Annotated in this window: 16 protein-coding genes and 1 pseudogene; 6 read left to right on the top strand and 11 right to left on the bottom strand. The window is 72.0% G+C overall.

All coding sequences use genetic code 11. The features are described from left to right. Nucleotides 1–21: 21 nt before the first annotated feature. Complete coding sequence (locus tag ACZ4AA_RS11320; RefSeq protein WP_467599165.1) at nucleotides 22–1,449, top strand: MDR family MFS transporter; 1,428 nt, start codon at nucleotides 22–24, stop codon at nucleotides 1,447–1,449. Nucleotides 1,450–1,560: 111 nt separating this feature from the next. On the opposite strand, the gene ACZ4AA_RS11315 is transcribed toward ACZ4AA_RS11320, so the two are convergent. Further along, nucleotides 1,561–2,004 carry a DUF2000 family protein gene (locus ACZ4AA_RS11315; RefSeq protein ID WP_467600304.1) on the bottom strand — a complete coding sequence of 148 codons (444 nt, stop codon included), beginning with the start codon at nucleotides 2,002–2,004 and terminating at the stop codon, nucleotides 1,561–1,563. Nucleotides 2,005–2,179: 175 nt separating this feature from the next. On the opposite strand from ACZ4AA_RS11315, the gene ACZ4AA_RS11310 reads away from it, so the two are divergent. Then, a complete protein-coding gene (locus ACZ4AA_RS11310) occupies nucleotides 2,180–2,953 on the top strand; it encodes a helix-turn-helix transcriptional regulator (RefSeq protein ID WP_467600301.1) in 774 nt (257 codons plus the stop codon). A gap of 63 nt (nucleotides 2,954–3,016) precedes the next feature. Here the strand turns inward: ACZ4AA_RS11310 and ACZ4AA_RS11305 are convergent, their stop codons facing one another. Further along, nucleotides 3,017–3,508, bottom strand: a complete 492-nt coding sequence (locus tag ACZ4AA_RS11305) for a type III secretion system chaperone family protein (protein WP_467599162.1) — start codon at nucleotides 3,506–3,508, stop codon at nucleotides 3,017–3,019. 81 nt (nucleotides 3,509–3,589) lie between these two features. Next, a complete protein-coding gene (gene mshA, locus ACZ4AA_RS11300) occupies nucleotides 3,590–4,927 on the bottom strand; it encodes a D-inositol-3-phosphate glycosyltransferase (RefSeq protein WP_467599159.1) in 1,338 nt (445 codons plus the stop codon). Between the two features lie 360 nt (nucleotides 4,928–5,287). Between mshA and ACZ4AA_RS11295 the strand changes: the two genes are divergently transcribed. The 3 genes from ACZ4AA_RS11295 (at nucleotide 5,288) to ACZ4AA_RS11285 (ending at nucleotide 9,228) form a co-directional block, all read left to right on the top strand. Then, a complete protein-coding gene (locus ACZ4AA_RS11295) occupies nucleotides 5,288–6,136 on the top strand; it encodes a class I SAM-dependent methyltransferase (protein WP_467599156.1) in 849 nt (282 codons plus the stop codon). A 268-nt stretch (nucleotides 6,137–6,404) separates the two neighbouring features. Next, nucleotides 6,405–7,496, top strand: a complete 1,092-nt coding sequence (locus ACZ4AA_RS11290; RefSeq protein WP_467599153.1) for a C40 family peptidase — start codon at nucleotides 6,405–6,407, stop codon at nucleotides 7,494–7,496. Nucleotides 7,497–7,881: 385 nt separating this feature from the next. Then, nucleotides 7,882–9,228 carry a PP2C family protein-serine/threonine phosphatase gene (locus tag ACZ4AA_RS11285; RefSeq protein WP_467599150.1) on the top strand — a complete coding sequence of 449 codons (1,347 nt, stop codon included), beginning with the start codon at nucleotides 7,882–7,884 and terminating at the stop codon, nucleotides 9,226–9,228. A 121-nt stretch (nucleotides 9,229–9,349) separates the two neighbouring features. Here ACZ4AA_RS11285 and ACZ4AA_RS11280 read toward each other — a convergent pair whose 3' ends face one another. The 3 genes from ACZ4AA_RS11280 to ACZ4AA_RS11270 form a co-directional block, all read right to left on the bottom strand. Beyond that, nucleotides 9,350–9,688 (bottom strand): DUF2516 family protein, encoded by a 339-nt coding sequence (locus ACZ4AA_RS11280; RefSeq protein ID WP_339130183.1) that lies wholly within the window; start codon nucleotides 9,686–9,688, stop codon nucleotides 9,350–9,352. A 115-nt stretch (nucleotides 9,689–9,803) separates the two neighbouring features. Then, nucleotides 9,804–10,391: a hypothetical protein gene (locus tag ACZ4AA_RS11275; RefSeq protein WP_467599147.1), complete on the bottom strand. Its 588-nt coding sequence runs from the start codon at nucleotides 10,389–10,391 to the stop codon at nucleotides 9,804–9,806. A 56-nt stretch (nucleotides 10,392–10,447) separates the two neighbouring features. Continuing rightward, entirely contained in the window at nucleotides 10,448–10,978 is a 531-nt protein-coding gene (locus ACZ4AA_RS11270; RefSeq protein ID WP_467599144.1) for a helix-turn-helix domain-containing protein, read from the bottom strand. A gap of 136 nt (nucleotides 10,979–11,114) precedes the next feature. Here ACZ4AA_RS11270 and ACZ4AA_RS11265 point away from each other — a divergent pair. After that, a pseudogene (locus ACZ4AA_RS11265) lies at nucleotides 11,115–11,785 on the top strand (SDR family NAD(P)-dependent oxidoreductase). A 10-nt stretch (nucleotides 11,786–11,795) separates the two neighbouring features. Here ACZ4AA_RS11265 and ACZ4AA_RS11260 read toward each other — a convergent pair. From ACZ4AA_RS11260 to ACZ4AA_RS11240, 5 genes are all read right to left on the bottom strand, one after another. After that, nucleotides 11,796–13,901 carry a HelD family protein gene (locus tag ACZ4AA_RS11260; RefSeq protein WP_467599141.1) on the bottom strand — a complete coding sequence of 702 codons (2,106 nt, stop codon included), beginning with the start codon at nucleotides 13,899–13,901 and terminating at the stop codon, nucleotides 11,796–11,798. Between the two features lie 98 nt (nucleotides 13,902–13,999). Beyond that, nucleotides 14,000–14,629 (bottom strand): TetR family transcriptional regulator, encoded by a 630-nt coding sequence (locus ACZ4AA_RS11255; RefSeq protein WP_467599139.1) that lies wholly within the window; start codon nucleotides 14,627–14,629, stop codon nucleotides 14,000–14,002. A gap of 33 nt (nucleotides 14,630–14,662) precedes the next feature. Then, on the bottom strand, nucleotides 14,663–15,724 hold the full coding sequence (locus ACZ4AA_RS11250) for a phosphotransferase (RefSeq protein ID WP_467599136.1): 1,062 nt from the start codon (nucleotides 15,722–15,724) through the stop codon (nucleotides 14,663–14,665). Nucleotides 15,725–15,937: 213 nt separating this feature from the next. Beyond that, complete coding sequence (locus ACZ4AA_RS11245) at nucleotides 15,938–16,684, bottom strand: HAD family hydrolase (RefSeq protein ID WP_467599133.1); 747 nt, start codon at nucleotides 16,682–16,684, stop codon at nucleotides 15,938–15,940. Beyond that, nucleotides 16,681–17,574 (bottom strand): winged helix-turn-helix domain-containing protein, encoded by an 894-nt coding sequence (locus tag ACZ4AA_RS11240; protein ID WP_467599130.1) that lies wholly within the window; start codon nucleotides 17,572–17,574, stop codon nucleotides 16,681–16,683. Before ACZ4AA_RS11240 ends, ACZ4AA_RS11245 begins: the two co-directional genes overlap by 4 nt. Nucleotides 17,575–17,632 lie beyond the last annotated feature (58 nt).

Below are 17,632 nucleotides of genomic sequence, written 5' to 3'. Positions count from 1 at the left end.
GCTTACATCCGTGGGGGATCCATGCCTGCCGCCGTCATGAGACGTGCTGTCCGAGAGACCGTCTCAGGACTCCCCCGCGAGTTCTGGTGGCTGTGGACCAGCACCCTCATCAACCGGCTCGGTGCCTTCGTCGCCACCTTCATGGCGCTGTATCTGACCCTCGACCGCGGCTACTCCGCCTCGTACGCGGGTCTGGTCGCGTCCCTGCACGGCCTCGGCGGAGTGGTCTCCTCGCTCGTCGCGGGTGTCATGACCGACCGGTTCGGGCGGCGCCCCACGCTGCTCGTCGCGCAGGTGTCGACGGCCGCCTCGGTCGCGCTGCTCGGCTTCATGCACGACCCGGTGGCCATCGCAGCGGTCGCCTTCCTGGTCGGCATGGCCAGCAACGCCTCCCGGCCCGCGGTGCAGGCGATGATGGCCGACCTCGTCCGGCCCGAGGACCGCGTCCGCGCCTTCTCGCTCAACTACTGGGCCATCAACCTCGGGTTCGCCGTCTCCTCGATGGGCGCCGGCTTCATCGCCGAGTTCAGCTACCTCGCGGGCTTCCTCATCGAGGCCGGCATGACCCTCGCCTGCGCGCTCGTCGTCTTCGCGAAGCTCCCGGAGTCCAAGCCGGTGCAGGCCGCCAAGGGGGCGGAGGCCGCGGTCGGGCTCGGGACGGTACTGCGCGACGGACGGTTCATGAGCGTGGTCGGGCTGTCGTTCCTCGTCTCCCTCGTCTTCCAGCAGGGCTCCGTCGGACTGCCGATCGCCATGGGCCGGGCAGGTTTCACCCCGGCCGACTACGGCACGGCGATCGCCGTCAACGGCGTCATGATCGTCGCGCTCCAGATCCCGGTCGGCCGTTTCATCGAGCACCGGGACCCCAAGTCGCTGCTCGTGATCTCGTCGCTGCTCGCCGGGTACGGGTTCGGGCTCACCGCCTTCGCCGGCTCGGTCGGCGTCTTCACGCTCACCGTCTGCGTGTGGACCCTCGCCGAGATCGTCAACGCCCCGACGCAGACCGGCCTCGTCGTCCGTCTCTCCCCGGTCCACGGCCGGGGCCGCTACCAGGGCATGTACACCCTCTCCTGGGCCCTCGCCGCGCTCATCGCCCCGGTGATGTCCGGCGTCGTGATCGACCGTTTCGGCGCGGCCTGGCTCTGGGGCCTGTGCGCGGTCGTCGGCACGGCGGCGGGTCTCGGGTACGGGCTGCTCATGCGCCGGCTCCCGGCGGACGAGCCGTCACGGGAACCGGTGAGGGAAGCGGCGCGGGGGCCCGTACGAGAGTCCGTACGGGAATCCGTACGCGAACCTGTACGGGTGTCCGTTCCGGAGACCTCGCAGGGGTTCGGCGGCGTCGACTCCGACCTTCGGGCCGCGATCGGGGCCGGGATCGAGGTCCCCTCCGGTCCCTCGGCCACGGACGCGCCCCCCACCGCACCTCGCGCCGAGACCACCCCGGCCTGACGGCTCCCGCCCCGAGCCGTGGGTCTCCGGCCGGACCAAGGGCACTCCCGGCCCGCTGCTCCCCGGACCACGGAAGCCCCCACCCCGGCGGCCCCGCGGACACAGCGCGCCTCACGGATGCATCCGCGCCCCCTTCACCACCTTGTCCACCGCGTTGCGCGGCCCGTACACCGCGATTCCCACCAGGTCCAGTTCGGCGGTGGGCACGGCCCGTACCGCCGCGCGGTTGTCCCGGTCGTTGCCCGTGGCGAAGAGGTCCGACGTGAAGACCGCGCGCGGCAGCGCCCGGGACAGCGCCCGGCCGTGGGCGGCGGTCAGCGTCTCCTTGGAGGCCTCCAGGACCAGCACCGGCTGCCGGAACATCGGCAGGTAGGAGACCCCGTCGGCGTCCTCGTAGGGATCGCCGATCACCTCGGGGACGAGCGTCCCCAGGCCGCTGACGAGGAAGGCGGTCACGTTGAGCCGCTGCCAGGGCTCCAGGTCGTCCCGCAGGACGACGGTGATCTTGGTGTCGAAGCGGACGGGCGCCGCGTCCGGAAGGTCCGCGCCGCCCACCGCGCCGGCGCCGGAGGGGCCCGGGCCCACCGTGCCATCACCGGAAAGGCCCGTCACGTTCCCGCCGCTCGTCGCGTTCCCGCTGCTCGTCTCACGCTCGCTGCTCATGCGATGAGACTGCCGACCGGTGCACGCCGTCGTCTTGTACGTTCTTTGCGTGCCCCCTCAGCGTGAGATGTCCGCGTGGCGCCCGAGCGTCCCCGGGATCGTCGAGGTGTTCCACGCGCACTACACCGAGTACGCGTACCCGATGCACGTCCACGAGGCCTGGACCCTGCTGATCGTCGACGACGGCGCCGTCCGCTACGACCTCGACCGGCACGAGCACGGAACCCCGCGCGACACGGTGACCCTCCTGCCGCCGCACATCCCGCACAACGGCGAGCCCGCCACCGAGCACGGTTTTCGCAAGCGGGTCCTCTACCTCGACGGCTCGCGGCTGGCCGACGACCTGATCGGGCCCGCGGTGGACGGTCCCGATCTGGCGGATCCCGTACTGCGGGACCGGGTCGCCCGTCTGCACACGGCGCTCGCCCACCCGGGGGACGAGCTGGAGGCCGACAGCAGGCTCACCTTGATCGCGGACCGGCTGCGCGGCCTGCTCACTCCCCGCGTGGCCGTGGAGGCACCGCACACCGACCGGCCGCTCGCCCGCAGGCTGCGCGAACTGCTCGACGAACGGATCGTGGCGGGGATCGCCCTCGACGAGGCCGCGCGGCTCGTGCACGTCCACCCCGCGCACCTGGTCCGGGCGTTCAGCGGCGCGTTCGGCATCGCCCCGCACCAGTACCTGATGTCCCGTCGCGTGGACCGGGCCCGCGGTCTGCTGCTCGACGGACGGGCGCCGGGCGAGGTGGCGGCCCTGACCGGTTTCTACGACCAGTCCCATCTGACCCGTCATTTCCGCCGGCTGGTGGGGGTGACTCCGGGGCGGTACGGGCGGTCGTGAGCCCCGTGGCGCGGCGGGCGGACGGCATGCCGTGACGCCGGGACCGGGCCGCCCGGGAGCGGATCAGGCGGAGGGCCGCCGGGTCAGATTCGCGAAGGCGTCCAGGTTGCGCGTCGACTCGCCGCGGGACACCCGCCAGGCGTACTCCTTGCGGATCGCGGAGGCGAAACCGAGCTCCAGGAGCGTGTTGAAAGCGCCGTCGGCGGCTTCGAGGACGGACCCGAGGAGCCGGTCCACCTCCTCCGGGGTGACGGCGGCCAGCGGCAGCTTGCCCGCCAGATAGACGTCTCCGAGGGGGTCGACGGCGTACGCGACTCCGTACAGCTTGAGATTGCGCTCCAGGAGCCAGCGGTGCACCGCTTCATGGTTCTCGTCCGGGTGGCGGATCACGAACGCGTTCAGCGACAGCGAGTGTTTGCCGACGATCAGCGAGACCGTCGTCGAGAGCTTGCGGGTGCCGGGCAGTTTCACCACGTACGAGCCCGCCCCCGGGCTCTCCCACTCCAGCTCGGCCTCGGTGAGAACCCGCTCGATGATCGACACTGCGTCAGCCATGGCCCGAGCGTACGTGACCGGTGCCGGGGACGACTCACCCTGTGGACAACCCCGCCCGGCCCCGGGGAGCGGACGGCGGTGTCAGGCGTGGTGGGCGCGCTGCCGACGTCGGTGGTCCTGTGCCGCCGCCGTGTACACGTCCGCCGTCGCCGCCGCCGCGGTGTCCCAGCCGAAGCGCTCCGCGTGCCGCGCCGCGGCGGCGCCCATCCGGGGAACGAGCGTCTCGTCGTCGGCGAACGCGCGCAGCACGCGCGCGTAGTCGGCGGGATGGTGGCCCTGGACGAGGAAGCCGGTCTCCTCGTGGCGTACGGCCACCGGCAGACCGCCGACCTCGGCCGCGAGCACCGGCGTCCCGGCCGCCTGCGCCTCGATGGCGACGAGCCCGAAGGACTCGCTGTACGAGGGCATGACCAGCACCGAGGCGGCCCGGAACCAGTCCGCGAGCTGGTCCTGTCCGACGGGCGGCCGGAACCGTACGACGTCGGCGATGCCCAGCCGCGCGGCCAGTTTCTGGAGCCCCTCGGGCTTGGCGAGCCCGCTGCCGCTCGGACCTCCCACCACGGGGACGACGATCCGGCTGCGCAGCTCCGGCCGCTCGTCGAGCAGGACGGCGACGGCGCGCAGCAGCACGTCGGGGGCCTTGAGGGGCTGTATGCGGCCCGCGAAGAGGGGGATCAGCGCGTCCTGCGGGAGACCGAGCCGGGCGCGGGCGGCGGCGCGGCCGTCGGCGGGGCGGAAGCGGTCGAGGTTGACCCCGGGGTGGACGACGGCGACGCTTCCGGGGGCCGCTCCGTAGTGGCGTACGAGTTCGTCGGCCTCCTCCGCGGTGTTCGCGATGAGGCGGTCGGCGGCGCGGACGATCTGGGTCTCGCCGATGACGCGGGCGGCGGGTTCGGGGGTGTCGCCCTCTGCCAGCGCCGCGTTCTTGACCTTGGCCATGGTGTGCATCGCGTGCACCAGGGGGGCGCCCCAGCGCTCGGCGGCCAGCCAGCCGACGTGGCCGGAGAGCCAGTAGTGCGAGTGCACGAGGTCGTAGTAGCCGGGGCGGTGACCGGCCCAGGCCTGCATGACACCGTGGGTGAAGGCGCACAGCTGGGCGGGGAGGTCTTCCTTGGCGAGGCCCTCGTAGGGGCCCGCGTCGACGTGCCGGACGAGGACGCCCGGAGCGAGTTCGACGGTCGGCGGGAGTGCCGCGGTCGTGGCCCGCGTGAAGATCTCGACCTCGATGTTGATCGCGGCGAGCCGCTGGGCGAGTTCGACGATGTACACGTTCATGCCGCCCGCGTCGCCCGTGCCGGGCTGGTGCAGGGGCGAGGTGTGCACGGAGAGCATGGCGACACGGCGGGGCCTGCGGTGCAGTCTGAGCCGTGAAGGTGCCGCCGGGGAGCGGCGCCCGAGCCTGCTCACGTACTGGCTCACGTGGCGATCCTCCTTGCTGCGGGCATGCCGGTCGGAGGGCGTGTCACGCCCTCCAGGAGGTGGAACGCCGGAGGTCTCCGCTCCATTTCCCTTTTACCGAATCATTGCCCGAAGTCGCTCAACCGTTCGGTTCGGGAGGCGTCTGCTCCACGGCGCGCTTCCGCGGCGGTGGCGACGGCGGGCGCGCGTCGTCCACAGCCGGTGGGGGTGGGCACCGGCTGCCCACGGCCGGTGGGGATGGGCACCGACTGTCCACAGCCGGTGGGCATGGGCGACCGCTGTCCACAGGCGCGGCGACGGCGGGCGCCAGTTGTCCACAGGGTCACCCGGCCCGTGCCGGGGCCGCCTACTCTCGTACGCATGACAGCCCGCGCAGCGTCCCTCCCCCACTCCCGGCCCCGGTCGAGCGGTGGGACCCCCGTCGTGGGCACGGTGACGCGCGGGACGACGAACCCCAACCGCCTGCGCCGCATGGACCGCTGGATCGCGGCGGTGCACGGCGCCGAACTGCGCCGGGCCCCGGAACCGGTGGCGGTCGATCTCGGCTACGGCGCCGCGCCGTGGACCGCGGTCGAACTGCTGACCCGTCTGCGCACGGCCGCGCCCCGCACCCAGGTGTTCGGCATCGAGATCGAACCCGCGCGGGTCGCCGCCGCCCGCCCGTACGAACGCGAGGGCCTCACCTTCCGGCACGGCGGCTTCGAGGTCCCGGTGCCGGGCCGGCCGCAGCTGATCCGGGCGGCGAACGTACTGCGCCAGTACGACGAGGACCAGGTCGCCGAGGTCTGGCGGCGGCTCCGCGCACGGCTCGCTCCGGCGGGCCCCGGCTCCCGGGGCGGTCTGCTCGTCGAGGGCACCTGCGACGAGATCGGCCGTCGGCACGTGTGGGTCGCCCTCGGCCCGGAAGGCCCGCGCACGGTCACCTTCGCCACCCGGCTCGGGTCCCTCGACCGCCCGTCCGACCTGGCCGAACGGCTTCCCAAGGCCCTCATCCACCGCAATGTGCCGGGTGAGCCCGTGCACTCCTTCCTGCGCGACTTCGACCGCGCCTGGGCCGCCGCCGCTCCGTACGCCGCGTACGGCGCGAGACAGCGCTGGATACGCACGGTCCGCGACCTGACGGCCGACTGGCCGGTCGTGGACGGGATCACGCGCTGGCGCCAGGGCGAAGTGACGGTGCGCTGGGAGGCGTTGGCGCCCCGCACCTGAGGGGGCGAACGGCTCCGGCGGGTCGCGACGGCGTCCGGGAGACGTCGAGTGCGTGACCGACGGGGAACGATCTCGGTGCGTCGCACGTCACACCAGCCGGGGGATGAGATCGTCGTGCCGAAACGGGCTCCGGGGAAGGGAGTTCCCGCCTGCCTCGCATGCGAGGGGAAGGGAGTTCTTGCCCGGCTCTGTCGCATTGCGCGCCGACATGGCACGATCCCCAGGCGTCCGTAAGTTACTGACGGTAAATCAGCTAGGGGGCGGGACAATGGGATCCGGCAAGCGGTGCCTGACCACGGCGGCCATGGCGCTGGCCTGCGCGTGCGCCTGCGTGGTGCTGGCGTCACCGGGGACGGCCTACGCGACTCCGGAACCCAAGCCGGCGCCGACCGCAACCCCGGTGGCCGTCCCGACTCCCGTGAGCACCAAGGACCTTGAAGCGGTCCGCAAGAAGCTCGACAAGCTCTATCACGACGCGGCGGTGGCCACGGACGCGTACAACGCGGCCGAGGAGAAGGCCCAGAAGCAGTCCGCCGAGATCGTCGGACTGGCCCAGCAGATCGTCAAGGGCCAGGCGAAGCTGGACGCGCTGAAGGACCGCGCGGGCGCCGCGGCCCGCGCTCAGTACCGCGGCGGCGGGCTGCCGCCCGAGGCACGGCTGTGGCTGAGCGACGACCCGCAGGAGTTCCTGGACGGCGCGGGCGTGGTGCGCCAGGGCGAGCACGCCACCAAGGGGCTGCTGGACGAGATGGCGCGCACCCAGCAGGACTTGCGGCAGTACGCGAAGGACGCCTCCGACCAGTGGCGCCGGCTGGAGGCCGACCGCGAGGCCAGGGCCGAGGCCAAGAAGAAGATCAAGCAGCGGATCTCCGACGCCGAGAAGCTGGAATCCCGGCTGGAGAAGAAGGAGAAGGAGCGGCTCGCCGAACTGGAGGAGGAGGCCGCCCGTCAGGCGCAGACGGTCTGGCTGAGCTCCGGCGTCCTCGCGGACATCCGGAGCGACGCGTCCGAGCAGGGCAAGAAGGCCGTGAAGTACGCGACCGACCAGATCGGCAAGCCGTACGAATGGGGCGCCGAGGGCCCGAAGACGTACGACTGCTCGGGACTCACCTCGCAGGCCTGGGCGGCCGCGGGGCACCCGATTCCTCGCACCTCGCAGGAGCAGTGGAAGCAGCTCAAGCACATCGACGTCAAGGACATGCGCCCCGGCGACCTGATCATCTACTTCGACGACGCCAGCCATGTCGGGATGTACATAGGGGACGGCGCCATCGTGCACGCCCCGCGCCCGGGTCGCACGGTGACGATCACGGGCGCGGGTTCGATGCGGATCCTGGGTGTCGTGCGGCCGGACGCGTAGCCCGCCCGGTCGGGCCGCGTGCACCGGCACCGCACCGGCCGGGGACGGGCGGGCCCGAGCGGACGGCCTCGGGCAGACGAGTGTCGTGTCCGGCGGCGTGAACGGCGGGCGTCCTCACGGGTGGCGGCGCGCGCGTGACCCACCGCACGTGACCTACCGCACGGTTGCCCCGGCTCCCCGCACTCGGGGAAGTGACCTTAGTCATTCCCGGGGGAAACGCGTCCTGTCCAAATGCGTTACGGGATGCGGCATATGACGGTGGCCCTTTGCCCGGCGCCGCGCCGTACGCCATTCCGCTGCGGCACCGGCGGGCGCTATGGTCCCCGTCGGTGGGTCGAGGTCCTTCGCCCGCCACGCCCTCGGGGGGAGGGAAGGAACCCAGACGATGCCCGCACCCGTACCGCGGCAGAGAGCGATCCCGGCCGTGGAGAGTGGTCAGGCTCAAGCCGTGTTCTCACCCGGCGGCCCATCCGGAGACACCACCGGCGGCCCCGCCGGGACCGCACCGGAAGCCCGCACCACACCGGAAGCCCACACCACGACCACGATCACCGGCACCACCCATCTGACCCTCCTGGTCATCGAGGACGACCCGGCGGGTTCGCTCGGCGTGCCCGAGATGCTCGACGCGGCCGGCAGGCCGGTCCGGGTCCGCACCGCCCGCAACCTCACCGAGGCCGAGCGGCTGCTCACCGACGACGTCCACTGCATCCTGCTCGACCTCGCGCTGCCCGCGCCGGGCCGGGCGGCGGACAGCGAGGACGAGCTCGCGACGCTCAAGCACGTCCTGCGGCTCGCGCCCGGCCACGCCGTCCTCGCGCTCACCGCCTCCGGCGACGCCGAGCGCGGCACGGAGGCGGTGCGCGTCGGCGCCCAGGACTACCTCTTCCGCGACGAGCTGGACAGCAGGCTGCTGAGCCGGGCGATCCGGTACGCGGTGGAGCGGAAACGTTCCGACAAGGCCGAACGCCGGCTCACCGAGTCCAAGCTGCGCGCCCAGGAGAACGCCCGTCTGGAGCGCGGCCTGCTGCCGACCCCGCTGCTGGAGGGCTCCCCGCTGCGCTTCGCCGCGCGCTACCGGCCCGGCCGCTCGCGCGCGCTGCTCGGCGGCGACTTCTACGACACCGTGCGCACGGCCGACGGCACGGTGCACGCGATGATCGGTGACGTCTGCGGGCACGGGCCCGACGAGGCCGCGCTCGGTGTGGAGCTGCGGATCGCCTGGCGCGCCCTGACGTTCGCGGGCCTGTGCGGCGACGAACTGCTCTCCACGCTCCAGCAGGTCCTGGAGCACGAGCGCGAGAACGACGAGATCTTCGCGACGCTGTGCACCGTGGACATCGCGCCGGACGGGCGCCGTGCCGGGCTCTGTCTGGCCGGTCACCCCTCGCCGCTGATCGCGCGTCCGGGCCGGCCCGCCGAACTGCTGCCGTACGACAACAACGGCCCCGCGCTCGGGCTGCTCCCGAACGCACGCTGGCCGCGCATGCAGGTGGAACTGGGTGCCGCGTGGAGCCTGATGCTCTACACCGACGGCCTGATCGAGGGCCACACCGGCGTGGGCAAGGAACGCCTGGGGCTGGACGGCATGGTGGCCATGGTCCGGCGCCAGCTCGCCCAGGGACTCCAGGGCGAGGATCTGCTGCGCGCCGCGGTGAACGAGGCCCGCGAACTCAACGGCGGCGAGCTGGCGGACGACGTGGCCGTGCTGCTGCTGGACCGGACCCGCTAGCGGGTTCGCTCACGCCCGCGTTCACGGACGCGCCGACACGTTCGCTCACGCCGGAGTTCCGGGCTGCGAAGTGGCCGCGGTGGGGGCGACCCCGCCGCGCGAGGGCGCTCGAAGGCGGGGGTTACCGGCCGCCGTTGTACGGGCCGTACGGGCCGTCGCTGCTGCTGCCGCCTCTGCGGCCCCTGCCCCCGCCGGAGACCTGGCGCAGCGCGGGACGGACGTCGACGAAGAAGACGATCGTGGCGACCAGACCCGCGAGCTGGAGGAAGAGCATCGGCACCAGCAGGTTCACCGCCACGGTGATCCCGAGGATGATCAGCCAGAACACCTTGTTCTGCTTGTCCGCGGCGCGGTAGGCGTCCTCGCGGGCGATCGCGGCCAGGACCAGGGCCACCACGGCGAGCACGAGCATGGCCGTGAAGATCAGCCACATCAGACCGCCGAATGCCGTCATCAGCACAATGCCCACCGCCCGTTCGCGTCGTCTCTACGGTCACCGTACCCGGAGAACGGGCCGGGAACTCTGAGAGTGCCCGGCCCGTCCGCGCACGGCGGAATGCTGTCCCCGCGCTCGCCTACTTCGCGGGCGGAGTCGTCTTCTTGGCGACGGGCTTGCGCACCGAGGCCTTCTTCGCCGGGCCCTTCTTGGCGGCGGAGTCCTCGGCGGCGGCCGCGGGCTTCACCTCATCCCTGACCTCGACCGGCTCGGCCTTCGGCTCGACGGCGATGGCGAAGTCCTCGATCTCCTCGGCGGCCTCGCCGCGCCAGGTCCGCACGGTCTGCTCGCCGTGCTCGGCGACCTTCTCGTACGTCTCCCGGGCCTTGACCGCGTACTCGGCGGCGACGCCGACACCGCGCAGGGCGAGGTCCTGGGCGGACTCACCGAGCTTCTTCAGGTCGGTGTCGAGGCTGCTGATGAGCTCCGTCACCTTGGTCTGAAGGGTCTCCTGCGCCACCTTGGCGCGCGCGGTGGCCTTCTCCTGGACGGCGTTGGGGTCGATGTTCTTGACGGTGTCGATCCGCCCCGGGGCCTCGGCGCGGATCTGCTCCACGATGCCCGGGACCTTCTTCGCCTGCTGGACGGCCAGGTCGGCGGTGCCGGCGAGGAAGTAGAGCGGGGTCGGGTCGGTGGCGGCCTTGCGGATGTCGTCGGTGATGGCCATGACGATGGTCCTCCCGTAATCGCTTTCAGCTGAGGGTTTCGTGGTCCGCGCAGCGGTCAACTCGCGGTCTGCTGCGGACCGGCATCGCTGCCGTCGGCCGTGCGGGGGCCGCGGACGGCGGTGTCCGGTGAAGGCTGGGCGTCTTCCGCGTCCTGAGTCCCGGGTCCGGCGGTGCCGCGGCCTTCGCCGCCGCCGGTCGCCTCGACGCCGTGACCGGTCTCGTCCGCCGGCACGATCTCGAATCCGTTCTCCTTGCGGAAGGACTCGTAGATCTGGAGCAGCACCTGCTTCTGCCGCTCGTTCAGCGTGGGATCGGCGAGGATGACGGCACGCGTCTCCACCTCGTCGCGGTCCCGTTCGGCGTCGAGGATGCCGGCTCGCACGTACAGCGTCTCGGCGGAGATCCGCAGCGCCTTGGCGACCTGCTGGAGCACCTCCGCGCTCGGCTTGCGCAGCCCGCGCTCGATCTGGCTCAGATACGGATTGGACACCCCGGCGGCGTCGGCGAGCTGCCGCAGGGACAACTGCGCGGTGCGCCGCTGTTCCCGCAGATATTCACCGAGATTGCCGACGTTGAGCGATGCCATGGCTCCACCTTGCCCCATCCTCGCTAACTTTTGCAAGCACCTGCTTGCAAAAGTGTGTCGCTCCTGCGGAGGCGGGCTTCCCCTCCCCAGGAGTCATGCTGGAACAGGATCATCGCCTCGCGAGGGGAGGGACCCCGTGATCGCTCTCGTCACCGGGGCCAACCGCGGTATCGGGCGCGAGACCGTCCGCCGGCTGGCCTCCGACGGGCACACCGTCTATCTGACGGCCCGGTCCGCCGAGGCCGCCGCCGGCGCGGCCCGGGCGATCGGACTGCCCGGCGTGCGCCCCCTCCGCCTCGACGTCACCTCCGAGGCCGACATCGCGGCGGCGGCCCGGGACATCGACGCCCTCGACGTGCTGGTCAACAACGCGGCCATCACGTACGACACCTGGCAGCGTGCCGTCACCGCCGACCTGGAGGTCGTACGGGAGGCCGCCGAGACCAATCTCTACGGGCCCTGGCGGCTGACCCAGGCGCTGCTCCCGCTGCTGCGCGCGAGCCGGCATCCACGGATCGTGAACGTCTCCAGCGAGGCCGCCTCCCTCGCGGCCATGGGCGCGGGGACCCCGGCCTACTCGGCGTCCAAGGTCGCTCTCAACGCCCTGACCAGGATGTTCGCCGCCGAACTGCGGTCCGACGGGATCCTCGTGAACGCCGTCTGTCCGGGCTGGGTCGCCACCGACATGGGCGGAGCGGGCGGGCGGCCGGTCGAGGAGGGGCGGCGGGCGTCGTCTGGGCGGCCACCCTTCCGGACGACGGCCCCACCGGGGGCTTCTTCCGTGACGGCCGGCCGCTGTCCTGGTGAACTCCCGGATTCACCAGGGCAGGGGGCGGGAGTGGACCACGTCGAGGCGCGACACCGCGCGGGTCAGAACGACGTAGAGCCGGTGCAGGCCCCGCTCCTCGGCCTCCGCGATCGCCGCCGGCTCCACGGCCACGACATGGTCGTACTCCAGGCCCTTGGCCAGACTCGCGGGCAGCACCGCGACCCGGGCGCCCGGCTCGTCGGCCCCGGCGGCGCCGATCCCCGCGGCGCCGAGCGCCTCCCGTAGCGCCGCGACGTCCGCGTCGGCGGCGATGACACCGACGGACCCCTCGTGCGCGAGCGCCTCGCGGACGGCGACGACGGTCTCGGCCGTCAGGTCGGAGGCCGGCCGGATCCTCAACTCGCCGTCCCTGCGCAGCGACCGGGCCGGCGGGACACCCACGCCCAGGCGCTCAAGGACCTGGTTGGCGAGCTCGACGATCACCTCGGGCACCCGGAACCCGGCCGTCAGCGGTACGACGGCGGCATCCGGTCTGCCCAGATGGGCGAGGAGTTCGCCCCACTCCCGCGCCGCCCAGGGAGTCGTGCCCTGCGCCAGGTCCCCGAGCACGGTCAGCGACCCGAAGGCGGCCCGCCGCGCGATGGCCCGGCACTCCATCGGCGAGAGGTCCTGCGCCTCGTCGATCACCAAGTGGCCGTATCCCTCGGGGTGTTCGATCAGTCCGGCGATCTCGTCGAGGAGGACGAGATCTGCGGCCGACCAGCGCGCCGACTTCCACGAACGCGGCGGCCTCGTCCACAGGATCGCCTTTCGCTCGTCGGCGTCGAGGATCCCGCCGGCCGCCCGCTCCAGCGCCCCGGCGTCGGTGAGGAGCCGGGCGAGCAGTTCCTCGGGGCGCACCCGGGGCCACACCGCGTCGACGTACGCGCCGACCGGCCGGGCCCGCGAGATCCGCTGCGCCCAGGCGTTCGTCTGCGGTCCGGCCCGCAGCTCGGCCCGCTCCCGTACGTACCGCACGACCCGTGTCCGCACCCGCTCCCGGCCCACGGCGTACGGGGGTTCCTCGGCGCGTACGCCGTCCACGATGCGGCGCAGTACGGCGACGGGGACGCGCCAGCGGTAGGTGCCGTCCGGTACGGCGAGGCCGTCGGCCGGTGCGCCGATGTTCCCGTACAGCGCCCGGCGCAGCACCCGGGCCATCCGGGCGTCGTGCTTGACGACCGCGGCCCGTTCGCCGTCCTCGCCGGTCACCGGACGGGAGGCGATCTCCTCCCCGACGGTCGACTGGCGCACCCCGGTCTCGCCGAGCGCGGGAAGGACTTCCGCGATGTACGAGAGGAAGACCCGGTTGGGGCCGAGGATCAGCAGGCCGCCGCGGCGGACGCGCTGCGGGTGGGTGTAGAGGAGGTAGGCGGCCCGGTGCAGGCCGACGGCCGTCTTGCCGGTGCCCGGGGCGCCCTGCACACAGACCGAGGCGGCGAGGTCGGCTCGTACGAGATCGTCCTGTTCGGGCTGGATGGTGGCGGCGATGTCCCGCATGGGGCCGACCCGGGGGCGCTCGATCTCCTCGGCGAGGATCGAGCCCGCCCGGGCGACGGACTCGCTCTCGACGGTTCCGGCTCCGGCCGGCTCGGCCCCGAGGGGTTCGTCCTCCAGTCCCGTGAGGTCGGCGGAGTCGCCGCGGCTGCCGGGGGCCCAGCCGAAGCGGCGGCGGACGGCGACGCCCTGGGGGTCACGGGCGCCGGCCTGGTAGAAGGCGCGCGAGACGGGGGCGCGCCAGTCGACGACCAGGGGCGGGGCGGCCGGGTGTTCCCTGATCCGCAGCCGCCCGATGTGATAGCTCTGCCCCGCGTGGTCGCCGGCCGCCGCGGCCGAGTCCTGGAAGTCCAGCCGGCCGAAGAACAAGGGGCCCTGAGGCAGCTCCCGCATCTCCTTGGCCCGGCTGCGCAGTTGATACCCGAGCACCTCGGCGTCGGCCCCGGAGGCGGAGACGTCCTCGCCGGTGACGACGTGTTCCTCGGCTCCGTCGACCATCGCGGCGAGGGCGGCACGGCAGACGTCGTGGAAGGCGCGTCCGCGGGAGAGGGAGCGGGTGAGCGGCAGGTCCGGGGCGGGCTGGGGGCCGGGCTGCGGGGCGCGGTCGGTCGGCGTCATTCCGTCCAGGATACCGGAACAGTTAACCGAGTAACATTCTTTACCGGGTCACGCACTGACGGGAGGGCTCGCGGCGGCCGGGCCGAGACGGGTCCCGGTCACGCCAGCCGCGGGAATCCGGCGGCCAGCCGCGCGAAGGCCCGCCCGGCTGCCGCCTCGGCGTCCGGGCGTACGGCCGTCACCGGCTCCCCCGCCGCGATCCGCCGCAGGTTCTCCTCGGCGAGGATGCGGCGCACGGCCGTGATCTGTCCGGCGGCGAGCCGTGCGTCGAGCCCCGCCCCCAGCGGCTCCGCGAGGGCTTCGGCGAGGGCGGCCTCGGACCGCTCCAGGTACCCGTACATCCGCGCCACCAGCGACGGCGTCCCGTAGAGCAGCCGGTGGAAGGCGAGGATGCCGGGATGGTCGTTGAGCCCGGTGACGGGGTCCTCCCGGCGCAGACCGTCCAGGAAGTGCTCGCGGAGCGCGTCGATGGCCGAGCGTCCGTCTGCCCGGCCCTCCTCGACCACCCGCGCGGCCTCGGTCTCGTGGTCCGCGAAGCGGTGCAGGACCAGATCCTCCTTGGACGGGAAGTACCGGAAGAGCGTCGGCTTGGAGATCTCGGCGGCGGCCGCGACCTCGGCGACGGACACGGCGTCGAACCCCTTCTCCAGGAAGAGGCCGATGGCGATGTCGGAGACGGACTGGTACATCCGTCGCTTCTTGCGCTCACGCAGACCGATGTCACTCATGCCCACGAGCCTACGCACCGCGCGGGACCCGGCTCAGGCCACCGGCTCCGCCGCCGCCCCCCGCTTCCCGGACCGGCCGCCGAGCCCGGCCCATTCGCCGAGCGCGGCCGCGACACGCCCCGGGGCCGGCACCTCGCCCATCCCCAGCGGTTCCGCCGCGGCGCCCAGCACCCTGTGCAGTGCGTCCCCCGCCTGCGCGAGAAGACCCTCGTCGACCGTCCGCTCCTGCTTCAGCGACAGCGCCGTCCGGATGACGTCGGTGAAGACGGACTGGGCCCTCTTGTACGCGAGCAGCTTCGGCAGGTCCGCCTCCCAGCCGGCCGAACTGCCGGGGGCGACGCTCTCGACGGCCTCGCACCACTGCTTGGCCATCCAGCCCTCCTGGTCAGCCGGATACCGCATCAGATAGAGATGGGTCGCCAGGTCGTACAACGGGTCCCCGAACATCGCCAGTTCCCAGTCGATCGTCCAGAGCCGTTCTTCTTCGTCGACCACGAAATTCTCGCGGTGCAGATCGGCGTGCAGGAGACAGAAAGGGCGGTCGGTCAGTTTCGACGCGTGCTCTCGCAGACGCTCGAAGGAGATGTCGTACAGCCCCAGGGCGCTGAACAAGCCCTCGAAGTCAGGCATGTTCCGCCGGTACACCCGATCCTGCGTGAACAGGATGAGCCGTTCGAGGAATCCGTCGGTGTCACCTTCGCAGGAGCGGTCGGCGGCGGTGCACGTCCGTTCCACGGTGAGGGCATCGGACCTGACCCGGGCCAACTGCTCGAAGAGGGAGACGATCTGCCCGGTGAGACGGGCCGGGACCTCGCTGCCGGATCCGTACAGCGCGCCCAGCGTCTTTCCCTCGATGAACCGCTGGAGACCGGTGGGGCCCACCTGGATGAGGTCGGGAATGCCGCTGATCCGCCCGTCCAGCGCGCGGAGCAGCTGTTCCTCGGACGCGAAACAGCGCCGGTCGAACCACAGCAGGCCGGGCCGCGGTTCCCGGCATTTCCAGCGAACCGGCTCGCCCTTTCCGGTCCCACCCGGCAGCGGACACACATACGTCTCGTGGTGGTAGCCGTGAAGCGGTCCCTCGACCGCACTCACGTCGCCACTCAACTCAACGGCTCGCTCACGAGCCGGGGAGGCCGATTCGGGTGACATGGACCGTTCTCTCGCGTAACCACAGTCAATTGAAGCCACATTCGAAGAGGGGAGAACGGTACTCCGTCGCCACTCGTGCCCGGGCATAGTCCCAGAAGAGCACCGACCTCCGCGCCGGCCGGCTCCTCGTTCACTCCCCCGGGGCAGCGCGCGCCATCAGGGTTGACCCGGCATCGCGCGCAGCACCCTGAGGACGGTCTCCAGCGAGGCCACCACCTGCTCGGCCCCGGCGTCCCGCAGCTCCTTCTCCTTGTCCCCGTTACGCGCGTAGCCGAGGAACGGGACGCCGGCCCGCTCGGCCGCGTACAGGTCCGAGGGGGTGTCGCCGATCATCAGCGCTGTGGACGGATCGGCGCCGAGGGCGTTAAGGGCCCGATTGAGGCAGTTCGGGTCGGGCTTGAGGTGGTGCAGATGCCGGGTGCGGCCGTAGATGTGGGGGGCGAAGCACTCGGCCAGGTCACGGCCCTCCAGGTAACGGGCTGCCGTGCGCGGTGAGTTGTTGGTGGTGATCGCCAGCCGGGCGCCGACGGCTCTCCAGGTCCGTATCACCGCGTCGGCGTACTCGGTGGGCCATGCCTTGTCCACGGCCTTCAGCTCCTGCTGGGTGAACCGTGCCTCCAGTTCGGCCACCAGGTCGCTGCGCGGGCGCCGCCGGTCGACCGCGTGCAGCACCACGAGGGGATCGGGGTGTTCACGCTCCTCCGGGGTCAACAGGCCGTGCATTCCCTGCTGTTCGAGCCACTCGACCAGATGCCTGGCCACCCGCTCGGCGGCGTGTCCGGCGTACAGCCTGCACACCGGCCCGTCGAAGTCGAAGAGCACGAAGCGCGCCCGGGTGATCGTGTCCCGCAGGTTCTCCGTCTGTGCCGCCACCGCGTCGGTCTGCGTCGTATCAGAAGTCACAGGGAAAGTCTCAGGTCCGTGGTGATGGTTTCCCAGAGGGCGTCGAACCACGTCTGGGACTCTTCCACGAACGCGGTGTCCCGGCCGCCGGCCCGCTTCTCGAAGGAGAAGAGCAGGGACGCGGAGCCGAGGGCGTCGTACATGTCCAGCACTCCGTCGTCCTGGGTCGGCTCCTCCCGCCTCATGATCGTGTAGTACGCCATCAGCGCCTCCGACTCGTTGAGCAGGTACATCTTCACCGGCGGGGTGAAGGGCAGCGCCCTGAAGGCGACATGGACCTCGATGCCGTGGGAGGAGCGCAGGGACTGGAGGTTGTGGCGCAGGACATGGCCCTGGGCGTTGCGCTGCTCAAGCCAGCGCCGGTGGACCGGATCGTCGTCGTCGCCGCCGTGGCCGTCGACGGAGACGGGGAACGCCAGGTTGATCTTCCGGCTGGGCAGGAGGATCCGGACGTCGACGCGCTCCGGCAGGACCCTGCCGTCGTGGATCTGGCGGAGCGGCTCGCCCAGTGCCAGCGTCAGCGTCTCCGAGGTGAGACACACCGCGTCGATCCGCACATGGGGGACGGAGAACGCCTCGGCGAGACGGGGGGCGAGGCCCACCATGGTCGGCTGCGGTCCGTTCCTGGTGCGGGTGACCTCCGCGATCCGCGGCGGGCTGCCCTTGCTGACGTTGCTGAGCAGGCCGTCCTCCTGGAGTTCGCGCAGGGCGAGGCGGACCGTGCCGCGTTCGACGCCGAACTCGTCCGCCAGTTCCGCCTGGGTGGGCAGACGGTCCCCGGCCTTCAGCTCTCCGGTGCGGATGCGGTCCCGCAGGACATCGGCGATCTCCTGGGGCGAAAGCCTTTTGTTGCTGTCACTCGCCACAGCGTTCTCCTGAGTCACGACCAAACGGTATAACTCTCCCCCATCTTTGGGGAGTTACTCGAAAGTTGTTTATGGATAGTTA

This window comes from Streptomyces sp. NPDC024698, from assembly GCF_055559015.1.
Note: the sequence above shows the minus strand (reverse complement) of the source record. Positions and strands in the feature narration are given on the sequence as shown.

Coding starts and splice junctions, on each gene's coding strand:
- ACZ4AA_RS11305 (WP_467599162.1), bottom strand. CDS start 3,508: ATGGCTGACGCAGTGTCGATCATCGAGCGGGTTCTCACCGAGGCCGAG.
- ACZ4AA_RS11285 (WP_467599150.1), top strand. CDS start 7,882: ATGCCCGCACCCGTACCGCGGCAGAGAGCGATCCCGGCCGTGGAGAGT.
- ACZ4AA_RS11310 (WP_467600301.1), top strand. CDS start 2,180: ATGTCCGCGTGGCGCCCGAGCGTCCCCGGGATCGTCGAGGTGTTCCAC.
- ACZ4AA_RS11290 (WP_467599153.1), top strand. CDS start 6,405: ATGGGATCCGGCAAGCGGTGCCTGACCACGGCGGCCATGGCGCTGGCC.
- ACZ4AA_RS11260 (WP_467599141.1), bottom strand. CDS start 13,901: ATGACGCCGACCGACCGCGCCCCGCAGCCCGGCCCCCAGCCCGCCCCG.
- ACZ4AA_RS11255 (WP_467599139.1), bottom strand. CDS start 14,629: ATGAGTGACATCGGTCTGCGTGAGCGCAAGAAGCGACGGATGTACCAG.
- ACZ4AA_RS11275 (WP_467599147.1), bottom strand. CDS start 10,391: ATGGCCATCACCGACGACATCCGCAAGGCCGCCACCGACCCGACCCCG.
- ACZ4AA_RS11270 (WP_467599144.1), bottom strand. CDS start 10,978: ATGGCATCGCTCAACGTCGGCAATCTCGGTGAATATCTGCGGGAACAG.
- ACZ4AA_RS11320 (WP_467599165.1), top strand. CDS start 22: ATGCCTGCCGCCGTCATGAGACGTGCTGTCCGAGAGACCGTCTCAGGA.
- ACZ4AA_RS11295 (WP_467599156.1), top strand. CDS start 5,288: ATGACAGCCCGCGCAGCGTCCCTCCCCCACTCCCGGCCCCGGTCGAGC.